Source organism: bacterium, assembly GCA_019695335.1.
GTDB lineage: Bacteria > CLD3 > CLD3 > SB21 > SB21 > JABWBZ01.
In genome coordinates, this window is sequence record JAIBAF010000009.1 from 1 (window position 1) to 15,718 (window position 15,718).

General features: G+C 46.1%; 11 protein-coding genes. 3 read left to right on the plus strand and 8 right to left on the minus strand.

Features of this window, described 5'->3' with window-relative positions; all coding sequences use genetic code 11:
• The 3 genes from K1X84_03565 to K1X84_03575 form a co-directional block, all read left to right on the plus strand.
• Window positions 1-350, plus strand: a 350-nt coding sequence (locus tag K1X84_03565; GenBank protein MBX7150693.1) for an anion permease, incomplete at its 5' end; no start/stop codon positions are given.
• A gap of 86 nt (window positions 351-436) precedes the next feature.
• Entirely contained in the window at window positions 437-3,352 is a 2,916-nt protein-coding gene (locus K1X84_03570) for a glycosyl hydrolase (GenBank protein ID MBX7150694.1), read from the plus strand.
• Window positions 3,353-3,397: 45 nt separating this feature from the next.
• Window positions 3,398-4,735, plus strand: coding sequence for an aminopeptidase P N-terminal domain-containing protein (locus tag K1X84_03575; GenBank protein MBX7150695.1), 1,338 nt, complete (start codon window positions 3,398-3,400; stop codon window positions 4,733-4,735).
• Window positions 4,736-4,812: 77 nt separating this feature from the next.
• Here the strand turns inward: K1X84_03575 and K1X84_03580 are convergent, their stop codons facing one another.
• The 8 genes from K1X84_03580 to gdhA all read right to left on the minus strand — a co-directional run bounded on the left by K1X84_03580 (window position 4,813) and on the right by gdhA (window position 15,634).
• The gene (locus K1X84_03580) at window positions 4,813-6,471 is read right to left on the minus strand and encodes an AMP-binding protein (GenBank protein MBX7150696.1); all 1,659 of its coding nucleotides are present in this window, start codon (window positions 6,469-6,471) and stop codon (window positions 4,813-4,815) included.
• 89 nt (window positions 6,472-6,560) lie between these two features.
• Window positions 6,561-6,803: a hypothetical protein gene (locus K1X84_03585; protein ID MBX7150697.1), complete on the minus strand. Its 243-nt coding sequence runs from the start codon at window positions 6,801-6,803 to the stop codon at window positions 6,561-6,563.
• 29 nt (window positions 6,804-6,832) lie between these two features.
• Window positions 6,833-7,342: a 3-isopropylmalate dehydratase small subunit gene (gene leuD, locus K1X84_03590; GenBank protein MBX7150698.1), complete on the minus strand. Its 510-nt coding sequence runs from the start codon at window positions 7,340-7,342 to the stop codon at window positions 6,833-6,835.
• A 7-nt stretch (window positions 7,343-7,349) separates the two neighbouring features.
• Entirely contained in the window at window positions 7,350-8,633 is a 1,284-nt protein-coding gene (locus tag K1X84_03595; protein MBX7150699.1) for a 3-isopropylmalate dehydratase large subunit, read from the minus strand.
• Between the two features lie 57 nt (window positions 8,634-8,690).
• Window positions 8,691-9,620: an isocitrate lyase/PEP mutase family protein gene (locus tag K1X84_03600; GenBank protein ID MBX7150700.1), complete on the minus strand. Its 930-nt coding sequence runs from the start codon at window positions 9,618-9,620 to the stop codon at window positions 8,691-8,693.
• A gap of 87 nt (window positions 9,621-9,707) precedes the next feature.
• On the minus strand, window positions 9,708-10,826 hold the full coding sequence (locus tag K1X84_03605) for an isocitrate/isopropylmalate dehydrogenase family protein (GenBank protein ID MBX7150701.1): 1,119 nt from the start codon (window positions 10,824-10,826) through the stop codon (window positions 9,708-9,710).
• A gap of 320 nt (window positions 10,827-11,146) precedes the next feature.
• Window positions 11,147-14,059: a histidine kinase gene (locus K1X84_03610; protein ID MBX7150702.1), complete on the minus strand. Its 2,913-nt coding sequence runs from the start codon at window positions 14,057-14,059 to the stop codon at window positions 11,147-11,149.
• Window positions 14,060-14,290: 231 nt separating this feature from the next.
• Window positions 14,291-15,634, minus strand: a complete 1,344-nt coding sequence (gdhA, locus tag K1X84_03615) for an NADP-specific glutamate dehydrogenase (protein ID MBX7150703.1) — start codon at window positions 15,632-15,634, stop codon at window positions 14,291-14,293.
• Between the last annotated feature and the right edge of the window lie 84 nt (window positions 15,635-15,718).

The following is a 15,718-nucleotide window of genomic DNA, read 5'->3' on the forward strand; positions in this document are numbered from 1 at the left end:
GAGAAATGTTAGGAAACAATTTGACGGGATGGGTTCCATCCTCCGGAATTGGTTTGCTGGCCGTGTCGGCGCTCGTTGCGATCATGACGTCGGAATTTACATCCAACGTATCGTCGGCCAATATGGTGGTGCCGGTCATCATTCTGCTTTCCGGGGCGAACGGCTTTCCGGCCGCAATCGCAGCAACGATGGCAGCTTCACTTGGGTTTATGCTGCCAATTTCTACTCCGACGAATGCGATCGTCTACAGTTCAGGCTATATCCCGCTCGGACGCATGATTCGTTACGGGGTTTTGCTGGATATAATCGGGTGGATCGTGATTGTGTGTGGCGTGATGATACTGTTGTAGATATACCTTTTTTGGGTTATTTTATTGGGTACGAATAACCGTTACCTTCATATCTTGCTTCCGGGATTTAGGATCATGGAGTTTTCATGCGGTATTTTCTTTTAATCAGTTTCCTGACATGGTCTTCTTTTGCTCAAAACATTCTGCCGACATCCGGGAAAGAACGTTTATCCGGTTTTCAGAAGCGTCAGGAAATGCAAAAATATTCGCTCGTGCGGCAAGTGCCGTTCCGCTCGATCGGGCCGACGATCATGAGCGGACGCGTTACGGACATTGACGCGTCGCCGGATGATCCGACGCATTTTTACGTAGCGTATGCCAGCGGCGGTTTATGGAAAACTGTAAACAATGGGATTTCTTTCGTTCCGGTCTTCGATTACGAAGCATCCATGAGCATCGGTGATATTGCGGTCGATTGGAAGCATGGTGAAACGATTTGGGCAGGAACAGGTGAAAATAATTCCAGCCGTTCGTCCTATTCGGGTACAGGTATTTATAAAAGCACCGACAGCGGACAGTCGTGGATTTTCTGCGGTTTGGAAGAATCGCATCACATCGGCCGGATTGTAATTCATCCCGGCGATCCCCAAACATTGTGGGTGGCGGCTACGGGGCACTTGTATTCACCTAATCATGAACGCGGTATTTACAAAACGACCGACGGCGGACTTTCATGGAAACAAGTTTTATTTATCGATGATAAAACCGGTGCGATCGATCTCGTTGTTGATCCGAATGATCCGAATATTTTGTATGCGTCGATGTGGCACCGGGAACGTTATTCGTGGGATATGGTCGAAAGCGGCGCTACGTCCGGTATTTATAAAAGCACGGACGGCGGCGAAACATGGAATTGTCTGACGGTGGAAGGCAGCGGTTTCCCGACCGGTGAGGGCATCGGACGAATTGGCCTCGATATCAGCCGAGTCAATTCCCAAACGTTGTACGCTATTCTGGACAATCAATTGCGGCGTCCGAAGGAACCTCAAGCCGATCATATTCTGACCAAAGAAACTTTACGCACGATCAGCAAAGACGATTTCCTGAAACTCAACAACGATCAAATCAATCAATTTCTCGACGACTATAGTTTTCCCGATTATTATCATGCTGATACGATCAAAGATTTAGTGAAGGCGGATCAAATTGTTCCTTCGGCTTTAGTTGATTTTCTTGAAGACGCGAATGTGCAGCTTTTCGATACACCGGTGATCGGGATGGAAATTTACCGTTCAGATGACGCGGGTAAAACGTGGCGCAGGACGCACGAAGGTTATCTTGAAGATACGTATTATTCGTTCGGTTATTATTTCGGGCAAATCCGTGTTGCGCCCGACAATTCAGAAAAAATTTACGTTCTTGGCGTTCCGATCATAACGTCTGACGACGGTGGAAAAACTTTTCATTATATTGGCGGCGACAATGTGCACGTCGATCATCATGCTCTTTGGATCAATCCGCATCGTCAAGGGCATTTAATTCTTGGGAATGATGGCGGTGTTAATATCTCGTATGATGACGGTTTGCATTGGTTTAAAGCCAATACGCCTCCGGTCGGACAAGTTTACGCCATCGCGGTCGACATGGAGAAGCCGTACAATGTGTACGCGGGTTTCCAGGACAACGGCGTGTGGTGGGGACCAAGTTCCTACAAAGCAGGATACGGATGGTATGCCGAAGGTACTTACCCATACAAAGAAGTCTATTCAGGAGACGGAATGCAGGTAGCCGTGGATACGCGGGACAACCAGACAATTTACGTCGGATACCAATTCGGTTACTATTCACGGATCAATAAAAAAACGTTTGAACAACTTCCGGTGAAACCCACGCACCGACTTGGCGAACGTCCTTACCGTCATAATTGGCAAACGCCGATTTATCTCTCGCGCCACAATCAGGATATTTTTTACATCGGTTCGAATCGCTTGCACCGCTCTCTTGATCAGGGCAAGACGTTTGAAGTTATTTCACCGGATTTGACTAAAGGCGGACGTTCCGGTGATGTTCCGTACGGAACATTAACGGTCATCCGTGAGTCTCCGGTAAAATTCGGCATCATCTATACCGGAAGTGATGACGGGTACATACATATTACAAAAGACGGCGGTTACACATGGACGCGTATTTCCGATAATTTGCCGCAAGATCTTTGGGTGAGTTCGATCGAGGCCTCGTATAAAGATACCGGAACGGTTTATGCCGTACTTAACGGATACCGCTATGATAATTTTGAAGCACATATTTATATGTCGCGAAATTTTGGAAAAAAATGGGAACGCATCGGTCTTGATTTACCTGCGGAACCTGTTAATGTAATTCGTGAAGATCCGTTTAATTCAAATATTTTATATGTCGGAACGGATCACGGCATTTATGTGTCGCTTGATCGTGGAAAAACATTCATGGGCATGTTCAAGAACTTTCCATCGGTTGCGGTGCACGATCTGATCATTCATCCTCGTGACAGGGAATTGGTGATGGGGACGCACGGACGGTCGATTTTTGCAGCGCCGGTCGATCATGTAGAAAAACTGACGAACGATCTGCTCGAAAAACCTCTCCACTTTTTTCCAATGCGAAGCGTTGATTTCAATAAAAACTGGGGTAAGGCTCCGGATGGATGGGGGCAGCCGGAGGAAACAAAGATTCAGATTGGTTTTTATGCTAAACAAACGGCGCCCGTCATTTTGCGTATCAAAGGCGAGGGCGATGTAGTCTTGAAAACTATCGTTGACACATGCGTGGCCGGTTTGAATTATGTTGAATACAATCTTTCAGCCGATTCAATGGCCATCGAAAAACATCTCAAAAATGTCGATAAAAAGCTCAAATCATCTGAACGGAAAAAATGGGAAATTAACCGCTCTGCAAATGGAGAATTTTATCTTCCGGTTGGAACCTATACCCTTGAAGTCGGAACGAGCGGTGTCAAAGAAAAACAAACTTTGACTATCAAATCACCGAAACGAAAATCGCGCGGTTCCGTAGAAAAACGTTAAATAGTTCCCTACATCAATTACTTTAAATTAAGTTTAGGAGGTGTCATGAAGTCCAAAGTGTTTTTTGTCCTCTTGGTTTTGTGCGTCAGCCTTACCAATGTTTTTGCGCAGGATTTCAACAAACAGGAATTTGCTTCACGCAGGGCAAAACTAGCTGAAAAGATTCCGGATGGAATTGCCATTATTTTTGCCAATCGCGAACATGTTCATCCAGCTCATTTCAGACAATCTCCGGATTTCTTTTATTTCACCGGCGTGGAGGAATCGGACGCTATTTTAGTAATTAACGGTATGACGAAAAATTCGGCTGTGTTTGCCGGTAACCGGTCCGAAATCAAAGTGATGATTGAAGGCCCCGGGCTTCGCAATGAAAAAAATGCGGCTGAGAAATACGGGTTCGGCGTTTTACCGCTCGAAAGTTTTTATACCTATATGCTGTTCATGACAGGTAATGCTAAAAAAATGTATTTGCCGACCAGCGCGCAGGATGAACTCCAAAAAGCGCGCGATGAAATGCTTGAAGGTGAAATGTCCGGAATGTCGCACCCGGTTTTCGGCGGTATTTCTGAAATGCGACGCGGCATTAATAAATTACGTGAAATGTTTCCGAACCTTGAAGTTGCAGATGTTACACCAATGATCGATGACTTACGTTGGATCAAATCGGCGTATGAAATTGATCGTCTTCGTAAAAGTGGGAAAGTCGGGGCCGAAGGCTTTAAAGAAGCCATGAAAGGAACCAAACCCGGTATGTATGAATACGAAATCGAAGCGGCGGCACATTATGTGTATAGAAAAAATGGTATGCGGGATGCCTTCACGCCGATCGTTGCATCAGGACCTAACACTATTACGTGGCATTACGGCGATAATGACCGCCAGATGCAAGACGGCGATATTGTATTGATGGACTACGGGTGCGACTACGATTACTACACGTGCGACATTACCCGTACATGGCCGGTGTCTGGTAAATTTACTGCGGAACAAGAAAAAATGTATCAATGCATTCTCGACGCAAGCAAAACAATAATCGCAAACATGAAACCGGGTGTCTCCATCAAAGATCTCAAAGATGCCGCGCAGGTGGTCTATAAAAAATACGGTTATGAAAACGAATTTCTTGCCCTGGGACGTTATATCGGCCACTTCATCGGTATCTCGGTTCATGACGTCAAAAATGCAAGCGAAGACGTCGTTTTAAAAGCCGGTGTCGTACTCAATGTCGAGCCGATCATCGAGTTTCGCGACAAAAAAATTCACATGCGTTTAGAAGATACGATTTTAGTAACCGAAACCGGATCGGAAAACTTGACGGCCGGTATTACGGCTGAATTAGATCAAGTGTATTCTTTGATCAAACAGAAGAAGTTTGGCAGTTAATCAAGGTTTATAAAGAACAAAAAACGGAGTTGATATCGATCAACTCCGTTTTCTATTTTAAGATATCAAAAAAATTTTTATGCTGAATACAAGTAACGCTTAACTTTTTTCGTTGGCGTTTTTTCAAATTCCTCAGGATGCAGATCAATGCGGCTGACCGAAATCCACGATGGCATCAGCTGATTGAGGGTCTTGCGGTTCTCTTCCATCTTGAGTTTGAGTTCATCCTCGCCCCAGCCCATTGAGTCGACCAACTCCATATCAGGATAAACCAACGCTACAAGTTTACTATCTTTGCCTTCGAGCAGAATCGATTCCGCTACCATTGGTAATGTATTGAGTTTCGATTCGACCGCTTCCGGATAAATATTATGTCCGGAAGGTCCGAGCATCATTGTTTTGCATCTTCCTTTGATATAAATGTAACCGTCTTTGTCGATCAAGCCTAAATCGCCGGTGTGCAACCAGCCTTCGTTATCAATAGTTTTCTGAGTCTCTTCATCGTTTTTGTAATAACCGGTCATAACATTTTCGCCGCGAACCATGATTTCACCGACTTCATTAACGGGATCCGATGAATCAATTTTAATTTCAAGAGTGTCGACAACTTTGCCGACTGAAAACATACGGAATTGATCCGACGGAATATAACTGATCAGCGGCCCGCATTCCGTCATGCCGTAACCGCAGGTAAACGGAAATTTTATTTTCATCAGGAACTGCTGCACTTCCGTACTTAACGCGGCGCCGCCGATGACAATTTGTGCAAATTTTCCTCCGAAAGCTTCCGTTAATTTTGTACGAATTCTCGAATCAATACCGTTGCCGAGCATCGGGACTTTGCGAAGGAATTCAACCGTTTTTTTATCGAGCATCGGGCGAATCCGGCTTTTGTAAATTTTTTCCATAACCAGCGGAACGGAGAGAATCAATTTAGGACGAATTTGCCTGAACGCTTCCAGAACAATATTCGGAGACGGAATTTTATTCAAAAAAACAATATGTGCACCACAAGTAAACGGATATAAGAATTCAAATGCGCATCCGAAAGCATGTGCCAGCGGGAGGAATGAAACGATCGTTTCATGCGGGTTCAGGTCGAAATTGCGTTGAGCAAAGCGAATATTAGCGCTGAGGCTATTGAGCGGAAGCATCACGCCTTTTGAAAAACCCGTTGTGCCCGATGTATACACAATCGACGCGAGCATATCATTGGAAACCGGATTGATGGTAAACGATTCCGGGGTCAATCGGTAATTGGGTTTATCGAGCAAATGTTCCTGCGCTTCATCGATCGCCTGGCGCACGTCGCTGTGGGATGGCGCAAATAATAACCGATAATCCGTCAGCGAAAAAATTCCTTTCAAATGCCGCATCTGGGTTTCATCGAGCTGATTAAAAATATCGTCCGCGACAAACAGAAAAACGGAATCGGAATGATTAACGATATGATGTAAATCTTCCGAATGAAAATCCGGCAAAGCCGGCACGACGGCCGCACCGTAAGTTATTACAGCCAGATAGGCCATGGCCCAGTGCGCGGAATTTTTTCCAATCAGCGCGACTTTATCGCCTTTCTGTACATGACTCAACCGGAAAATGTAATGGAGCCAGATGATTTTTTCAGCGACGTCGCAGTAGCGCATAGTTTCTCCGCGGTAATTACTAAATGCCGGAAGATCCCAATTTTTTTTGATGCTCTGCTCGATGTATTCAACAAGGTTTTCTTGTAACATAGCCGTAATTCTTGTTTGATGGAATAATTCAATACATCAAAGTCAAAAGTGAAAAGTCAAAACTTCTGACTTTTTAATTTTTGATTTTATTAATAACTATAGCTCTCGCGAATGGCTTCATCAATTTCCTGTTGAGCTTTGATTTCAAGAAGGTACTCTTCCAGATCGTGCTGTTGCACTTCTTCACTGTGCGCCAGTTTCAATAAATAGGCTTTAGCCATAGGGTCGCCGGCTTCTTCGGCACAGTGACAAATAATATCATGGAATTTGTGTTCGCTGGCGATCGCTTCTTCGAGCACTTCCGTAACGGGGCGGCAATCTTTGGGTTTCATACGATACCTCCTTGGAAAATTTAGGCAAGTTAAACATAAACGGATTTACCGTGACGCTCCAATAATTTTTTTCTGACATAGGGCGTCAGGCCGCCCGCGTCCATAATGGCTTGGCGGGCAGGCGGTAAAGGAATGATGGAATAATTTTTTTTCTGCGTCGCATTGACTACTTGATTTTTTTCAACGCTGATTTCGTCTCCAAACTCCGCCTGGATATCCGGGCAAATGACCAGGTGCAGTCCGACGTTGACGGCGTTCTGCAAAAAAATCCGTGCAAAATTTTTAGCGATAACGGTGAGTTCGTGTCCTTTGATGGTTGATGCAGCTTGTTCACGGGATGATCCGCAGCCGAAATTGCTCCCGGCGATAATAATGCTCCCGGGCGGAATTTTTTTCTGGTTTAACGCTTTATTGAAATCCGTATCGTCGGCGAATGCGTATTGAGGAGTTTCCGACGGCAAGACTGTTGCCATAAAACGTCCGGGATAAATGACGTCAGTTGAAATGTCGTCGCCAACTTTGAGTACAACTTTTACCATAATAGCCTCACAATCTTGGATCGGTAATTTCACCTTTGATGGCGCTTGCCGCAGCGACAGCCGGCGAACACAGGTACACTTCGGCGTTGGGATTGCCCATACGGCCTTTGAAGTTGCGATTGGTTGTGGACAAAGCCACTTCGCCGTCGCCAAGAGCGCCTTGATGCACGCCAAGACAGCAGCCGCAACCTGGGTTCATGATTACCGCTCCGGCCTCCATCAGTGTGCTTAGATAACCTTTTTTCATAGCTTCTTTGTAAATGCGCCATGTCGCGGGAAATATCAACATGCGTACGTTTTTTGAAATATGTTTTCCGTAAACTGTTTTGGCCGCCATTTCCAGGTCATCCAACCGTCCGTTAGTACATGAGCCGATCACAACCTGATTGATTTTTTTTCCTTCGATGGAGAAAATCGGCACAACATTATCGACGGTATGCGGGCAAGCAATTTGCGGTGGCATTTTGGAGACATCGATTTCAATTTCTTCAGCGTATTCTGCATCCGGATCGGGCTGGACGATGTCAATTTCGTCAGTGACACCAGCCGTTTCAATCAAATAACGTACGGTTTCTTTATCGGCCGGTACGATGCCGGCCGTAGCGCCCGCTTCGACAGCCATATTGCATAAAACCAATCGTCCCGACGTCGGCATGCGGCGAATGGTCTCGCCGTGGAATTCGATGACTTTGAAATTAGCGCCTTCAGCTGAAATGGCGCCGATAATATGCAGGATCAGATCTTTAGGAGTAACATACGGAGGAAATTCACCGTTGACGGTAAGTTTGATCGTCGCCGGTACTTCTACGTTGAGGATCGATCCGAGCGTCCACACGCCGGACATCTCCGTAGCGCCTATACCAAATGCAAGCGCACCCAGCGCGCCGTGGGTAGTGGTATGGCTGTCCGTACCGACAATGAGCTGTCCCGGACGCACGTAACCATTCTCAGGTAAAATCTGATGGCAGATGCCGCCTTCATCGCCACGAATGTCATGAAATTTGTCGATAGTTTGTTTCTCAACAAATTCGCGAATTTTTTTCTGATTAGTTGCCGTCTTCGCGCTTTCAGCCGGAATACGATGATCGAGAATGATCGCGATTTTGGATGGATCCCACACATGCGGTTCCAATCCCGTGCCTTTGTAAATTTCATTGAATTGATTGATCACCAATGCTGCGTTTTCGTGCGACATTGCGAGATCGACATTCGCCTCCACGACGTCGCCGACTTTGACGCTGTATTGATTGGAAGCACGCGCCAGAATTTTTTGTGCAACCGTCATTCCCATGGTATGCTCCTTTTAACCGCATGTTGAGCGAAGTCTAAAACATGCTCGGATTCGGTTTCAAACAATGACTTTCTTATCGTGATACTTGGAATTTAATTTTTGTTTTGGCAAAAACTCATCTTCTTTGGCACGGTACGATTTCAATCCGACAAAATCGGTGTACTCTTCGAAGGTTGAAACCCAGTGCTTTTCTCCGGACAAGATTCCTGTCGGCGACGCCTTGAGTGCTGTAAAAAAATTCACCAACGCTTTGTGAGTGACCATGATCGACGCAACGGGAATTGAAACGCGGCCAACGCCCATTTTGGCTAATTCCGGGATTGGAATGAGTTCTGTTTTCATGCCCGTGATGGCGTCCATCAGATTGACTGACAACGGTCCCATAATACCTTTCACGGCCGTCTGAATATCCGATTTGGATTTGATGCCGTCGATGAATGCCAGATCGGCGCCTGCCTCGATATAAAGATTGCAACGGCGAATGGCTTCATCCAAGCCTGCGATAGCAAATACATCCGTGCGCGCATTGATAATAAAATTCGGATCGAGTGCATCACGGATTTCCGCACAAGCTTTGATTTTGCCGGCCATCTCGTCCGCGTCGATCACTTCCTTGCCGGCCATGTGTCCGCAGCGTTTTGGAAAAACCTGGTCTTCGATATTCATTCCCGCAACGCCCATGTGAATGAGTCTTTCTGTAATCCATGCGGCATTCAAAGCATTGCCTCCGCCGGTATCAATATCGGCCATCACCGGGATATTAACGGCTTGCGCGATGTTCCACGTCAGATCTAAGATATCCTTCATTTGAATGATTCCGACATCCGGTTTTCCCAAAAAAGATCCTGCCAAACCGTAACCGGAAACCTGAATCGCTTCAAATCCGCATTGTTCAATGATTCGTGCGCTCAAAGCATCGTGACATCCCGGCACCGTCACTGCGCGGCGTTCCATAATAGCATTTCTTAAAACAGTCGTTTTCTTCATAATCAACTTCCTATTTTTTCAATCATCAATTCGCCTTTCGACTTCGCTCAAGGATCGAGTTGGTGAATTTCGAAAGGACTGTGCAATTTACAATTTTCTCGCAATTGCTTTTGCGATATCCAATGTTTTGGCGTCGCCACCCATGTCATACGTACGCACGCGGCCTTCGTGAATGACCTCCGCCACAGCGTGCTCGATCGAAGTCGCTTTCTCCGTTTCGCCGAGCCAATCGAGCATCATTTTCGCCGCGAGGATCGTGGCTATCGGATTGACTTTATATTGTCCGGCATATTTAGGCGCCGATCCGTGGCTCGGCTCGAACACCGCTAATTTATCGCCAATATTACCGGAACAGCCGAAGCCGAGTCCTCCGACCAATTGTGCGGCGAGATCGGAAATAATATCGCCGTATAAATTCGGCGCAACCATCACGTCATAATTCATCGGATTTTTCAAAAGCCACATAGTCATCGCATCAATATTGGCGTCGTCCATTGCAATGCCGGGATATTCTTTGGCAATCGTTTTGGCCGCTTCAAGAAAAAGCCCGTCTGTAGCACGAACAACGTTGGCTTTGTGAACGACAGTAACTTTTTTGCGGTTATTGTTCTTGGCAAATTCAAACGCTGCACGGATAATGCGTTCGCAGCCTTTTTTAGTATTGACTTTGCATGAGATGGCGAATTCGTCGCCCTTCAGGTTTTTGAAAGGCGCAAACGGTTTCGATAAATCGGCCAGCTTTGAAGAAAGTTCGGGAGGGACGGGAGAAAACTCCACGCCGGCATAAAGGTCTTCGGTGTTTTCGCGGAAAATGACAAGGTCGATGGTTTCTTTGTAATTCAACGGATTGCCCGGATACGCTTTGCACGGGCGTAAACACGTGTAAAGATCAAAGAGTTGACGCATACGGACAATAGGTGAACGATACGTAAATCCCTGACCCTTCAAAGCTATGGCCAATTCATGTTCCGCCTCTTTAGCGGGTTTGGACGTGATGGCACCGAACATCGCTGCGTCGACGTTTTGAAGTAGATGAACCGTACGTTCCGGAAAAGCATCGCCTTCTTTGCACCAGAATTCCCATCCGATATCGCCGTGAATATACTCTGCGTCCAGCGCGACACGGTCGAGTACAATTTTAGCAGCTTCGAGAACTTCAATGCCAACGCCGTCGCCCGGCAGCCAGGCAATTTTATATTTTTTCATACATTAATCTCCTGAAATTTTTTGATGATGCTTTTTTCAGAAATTCAGCCAATCAATCTGTCAGACACCATCACGACAATTGTTTTAAATGTAATCAAAATACATTCTTAGAACTCTGATGTACATCATAGAAAAACATGATTGAATGTTCAAAAAAAATGATGAATGATTAATAAGGTCTTTAGAAGATAAATTGGAGGGCAAAGAGTATGTCGCGAGATAAATCAGTAAAAATTATGAATATCCAGAAATAAACTCCGAATGAAGTATTAACAAGAAATTTCGCTTTTTCTTAAGTCTGTCAGGAATGAAAGGACGTTCTATAAATTTTCCGGTTTTAAAATAATTCCTTTATTCTGATGACCGTTCAGTTTAGCTGCGATTGGCGAATTGAACCGAATGTGGCGCGTGAACGTCATGGCTTCGATAGGCGGTTGCTGTAACAACCATTGCCAATCGATAAAGCCGTCGTTGGCGTTTGACGTAACAGTGAAATATCCGACCATAAATGACGTGATATTTTGAAAAAAGTGCGAGCCTTGCGACGGCGTGACTTCGAAATCTTTGAATGTCGATTCAACAATAGCCCGCGCTCCGGAAATCTGATCCCACCGTACGGGAATTCCCAGCCATGGATCGAGCGTACCCCACCGCCCAACACCGATCAAGACGTACGTACGATTTTCCGCAACAAGCTTCTCATTAAATTTACTGATCTCTTGTGCAACTTCCCGGCTTTTGCCGCGGTCGTATTTCTCAAAATCGACAACCACAACGTCGTAAAGATCGCTGATGACTCCATTGCCGAGAACTTGTGAACTTTTGCAAATCAAACGCTCGGCCGGTTCTTCATCGACGTTAAGCGCGTCATCTTCGCGGTTGAGAACCATCGGGCGAATTTGTAAAATGCCAAATTCCTGCGGTTTGCCCGGCGGAACGCTCAGGTTGACAGCGAACTCAATTTCGACCGGTGAGCCCATGCCCCAACTTCCAAGATCGAGCAAAAGATCCAGAATTTCCGGCAAAGGAAAAACACGATTTTTCAGAATGGGAGCAAACGTGACGACGCGCAGACCTTTGCGGGCGATGCCGTCATACACAGCGTCATTTTCAAGTGAAAACGTCGATCCGACATGGCTCAGCGTGCCGTCGCGCTCGGCGATATTCAATCCGTATTTTTTTATGAGCGTATCGTGCGCATGAAATGCTTTTTCATCTTCATGAGCGTCGAGCGCCAGCGCATAAAACTCCTGTTGAGCCGTTTTTAAAGTATCCGCTGTCGAAAAAAACTGCAGCAAATGGCGCGGATATTTTGGACAAAAGCGAACTGTATTACCGCCTTCAACCACCGTCTTCCCCAATCCCAATCCCACCGACGCGATGCCATCCGAAGCTGTTTGCGGCGGCATCGGATAAAAGTTGTAGGATTTTGCAACACCGGCGAAATCGGGATAAAACCGGTTTTCATGCGGCGACCCAACCATCTTCTGAATGATCACAGCCATTTTTTCTTCTTCAAGGCGATAGGAAGTCACTTTGATATAATCTTTGGTGCTTTGATAATACGTCGAAGCGTAAACGCGCTTAATGGTTCGTACGAGTTCATCTAGCCGTTTCTTCGGGTCGGGATGGTTATTGGGCAGCATGAACGTTTCATACACGCCGGCGAATGGTTGATACTGTGAATCCTCCAGAAGGCTTGATGAACGTACGGCTAGCGGCACACGAACGATTTCCAGGAACTCTTTGAGTTGTCGCAATATTTTTCGCGGAAATTTTTGGGTGCTGACAAACCGGCGAATCAATTCTTCATCGTCATGGCATTCCAGTGCGAAAGTTTCAAGATTATTTTCAGCCATAAATTGATCGAAGACATCGGTTGCCACCACCACGGCTGCAGGGATGATAATTTTTACATTTTCAAAATGATCGCGCACGTTGTAATTGTTATTCAACGCTTTGATGAAACCTAAGCCGCGCGCTTTGCCTCCAATGGAACCGCCGCCGATGCGCGCAAAACTTCCGTCCGGATCAAACGTTTCCCTGGAAAAATCGACGATCGTTCCGCGATGTCGTATTTCTCTGTATGAACGTAACGTTTGAATGAGATACGTTCGTAAATCTTCCACATTGGCATAATCGCTGATTTTTTTTGGGCGGAGATTAAACGCGAGCCAGAATTCCGTACGGGCTTTGAGCCAATTGGAAAAATGATTGCGTTCCGCATGATACAGAATACTGTCTCCTGGAACGAGCGCCAATTGCTCCTCCAAAGCCATTAATTGGTTAGCTCTCCCGACTTCTTCACCATTCGGCATACGGAAAACAAAATCTCCGAACGAAAAATAATCGGCCATGAATTTTCGCAATTCGTGGAGCAGCGTCGGCGAGTCTTTAAGCACAAACGAAGCGCCGATGGCATTCGCTTTGTCGGCATTGTCGGCCACGTTAGATTGAAATAAAATCGGAATATCCGGATGCTGATCGCGGACATTACGGGCAAAAGTAAGGCCGGCTTCGGAATCGGTCGTGCCGTTGCGGCGAAATTCTACGTCGCTGATAATTCCTAGAATAAATTCTTTGTATTTTTCATAATAACTCCACGCTTCTTCGTACGTCGTACACAACAGAATTTTCGGCCTCGCACGCATACGGAGAAATTTGTGCGTGAGATTGATGCCTTCGGAAATCAGGCGCTCGGACTGTTTGAGCACTTCGGTATAAATGATCGGTAAAAAAGATGAATAATATTTGACATTGTCTTCGATGAGCAGAATGCATTGCACACCGACGGTTTGCGTGTCGTTTTCGACGTTAATTTTATCTTCGATGGATTTAATAATACCGATCAGTAAACGGTAATCGCCTTGCCAGATAAATACGCGGTCAAGCACAGCCGAATCGCGGTGCAATACGAGTTCGCCCTTTTCACGATTGTCATACGCCAGGGCCACGACAGGAACCGTATATCCTTCTTCTCGCAAACGTTTTGCAAATCGGATAACGTGCATGTCTTCGATGTGCAACGTTGTAATAACCAGATCGAATTCATGTTCTTTGAGTATTTGAAACGCTTCTTGCCCTGTCGCAACATGCGTGATATCCGGAGCTTGAGTGAGATTAAGGCCTTCGTATTCCTGTTGAAGCAATTCGTAGAGCCGCCCGTCTTCTTCAAAAATGTAGGAATCGTACAAACTGGAAACGAGCAGGATATCACGGATTTTAAAACGCATCAGATCCTGAAAATTCTGTATACGACGGCTGTATCCGCGTCCGGCCCACAAAGCATCGAATTTTCTTGCGGGTAATTTGATATCACTCAATAGTCTGTCTTGTTAATTGTGTAATGCACGCATCTGAATCTGGTTGGATGGTAATGTGCAAAAGTTCCGCTTTTATTCAAATAAAAAACGGAGCAAGTTTTTAATCCGCTCCGTTTATTTTATTTCAACAGGATAATCGTATTATACTAATCCCTGATCCAACATCGCGTTGGCGACTTTCAGGAAGCCTGCGATATTGGCGCCTGCAACGTAATTGCCGGCCATGCCGAAACGTTCCGCGGTTTGGAGGCATGTATCGTGGATATTTTTCATGATCTGATGTAAGCGTTGATCCACTTCTTCACGTGACCACGGCAAACGCATACTGTTTTGAGTCATTTCCAATCCGGATGTCGCGACGCCGCCGGCATTGGAAGCTTTACCGGGCGAGTAGAGAATTCCGGCTTCGTGCAGCACTTTGAATCCGGGCAGCGTAACAGGCATATTCGCACCTTCGCAGACGCAGATGCAGCCGTTTTTGACGAGCGTGCGTGCATCGTTGTCGTCAAGTTCATTTTGAGTGGCGCACGGCATGGCGACGTCAACTTTAATACCCCACGGGCGTTTGCCGGCGTGGAATTCAACTTTGAATTCATCCGCGTAATCTTTCACGCTATCGCGCGCGCTGGCACGCATCTTGAGCATGAATTCTATTTTTTCACCTTTGATGCCGTCTTTATCATAGACGAATCCGTCGGGACCGGAAAGGGTGACGACTTTACCGCCGAGTTCATCGATTTTCTGTACTGCACCCCACGCAACATTTCCGAAACCGGAAACAGCAAAAGTCAATCCGGCAACGTTTTTGCCGCGCGTCTTAAGCATTTCCTGTGCAAAATAAACGGCGCCGTAACCGGTCGCTTCCGGACGGATGAGTGAGCCGCCCCAGTTCAAGCCTTTGCCGGTAAGTACGCCGGAAAATTCTTTAGTGAGTCTTTTATATTGGCCAAAAAGAAAACCGATCTCGCGGCCGCCTACGCCGATATCGCCTGCCGGCACGTCAGCGTCCGGACCGATATGGCGATACAACTCATTCATAAAACTCTGGCAGAAACGCATGACTTCGTTATCGCTTTTACCTTTGGGATCGAAATCCGATCCGCCTTTACCGCCGCCCATCGGGAGCGTTGTCAGACTATTCTTGAATACTTGTTCGAAAGCAAGAAATTTTAAAATCCCTAAATTAACGGATGGGTGAAAACGCAACCCGCCTTTGTACGGACCGATCGCGCTGTTCATCTGGATACGAAAACCGCGGTTGATATGAATTTCACCCTGGTCGTCCATCCATGGTACGCGAAACATGACGACGCGTTCGGGTTCCACCATTCTTTCCAGAATTTTGGTGGAGCGGTACTCCGGATGACGTTGTAATACGACATCCAGCGATTCGACGACTTCCTCAACGGCCTGATGGAATTCCGGCTCGCTGGGATTTTTAGCTTTAACCTGTGCAATCAGGTTTTTTGCATAATCGGATGACATAAAATCCTCGTTGTATTTAATGTAATGTGCCGCTAATGTAATGATTTATTAGTAATTAACCACCATTTTTTTGTGCCTTAATGC

Coding starts and splice junctions, on each gene's coding strand:
- K1X84_03610 (MBX7150702.1), bottom strand. CDS start 14,059: ATGCGTTTTAAAATCCGTGATATCCTGCTCGTTTCCAGTTTGTACGAT.
- leuD (MBX7150698.1), bottom strand. CDS start 7,342: ATGGTAAAAGTTGTACTCAAAGTTGGCGACGACATTTCAACTGACGTC.
- K1X84_03570 (MBX7150694.1), top strand. CDS start 437: ATGCGGTATTTTCTTTTAATCAGTTTCCTGACATGGTCTTCTTTTGCT.
- K1X84_03580 (MBX7150696.1), bottom strand. CDS start 6,471: ATGTTACAAGAAAACCTTGTTGAATACATCGAGCAGAGCATCAAAAAA.
- K1X84_03605 (MBX7150701.1), bottom strand. CDS start 10,826: ATGAAAAAATATAAAATTGCCTGGCTGCCGGGCGACGGCGTTGGCATT.
- K1X84_03575 (MBX7150695.1), top strand. CDS start 3,398: ATGAAGTCCAAAGTGTTTTTTGTCCTCTTGGTTTTGTGCGTCAGCCTT.
- K1X84_03585 (MBX7150697.1), bottom strand. CDS start 6,803: ATGAAACCCAAAGATTGCCGCCCCGTTACGGAAGTGCTCGAAGAAGCG.
- gdhA (MBX7150703.1), bottom strand. CDS start 15,634: ATGTCATCCGATTATGCAAAAAACCTGATTGCACAGGTTAAAGCTAAA.
- K1X84_03595 (MBX7150699.1), bottom strand. CDS start 8,633: ATGGGAATGACGGTTGCACAAAAAATTCTGGCGCGTGCTTCCAATCAA.
- K1X84_03600 (MBX7150700.1), bottom strand. CDS start 9,620: ATGAAGAAAACGACTGTTTTAAGAAATGCTATTATGGAACGCCGCGCA.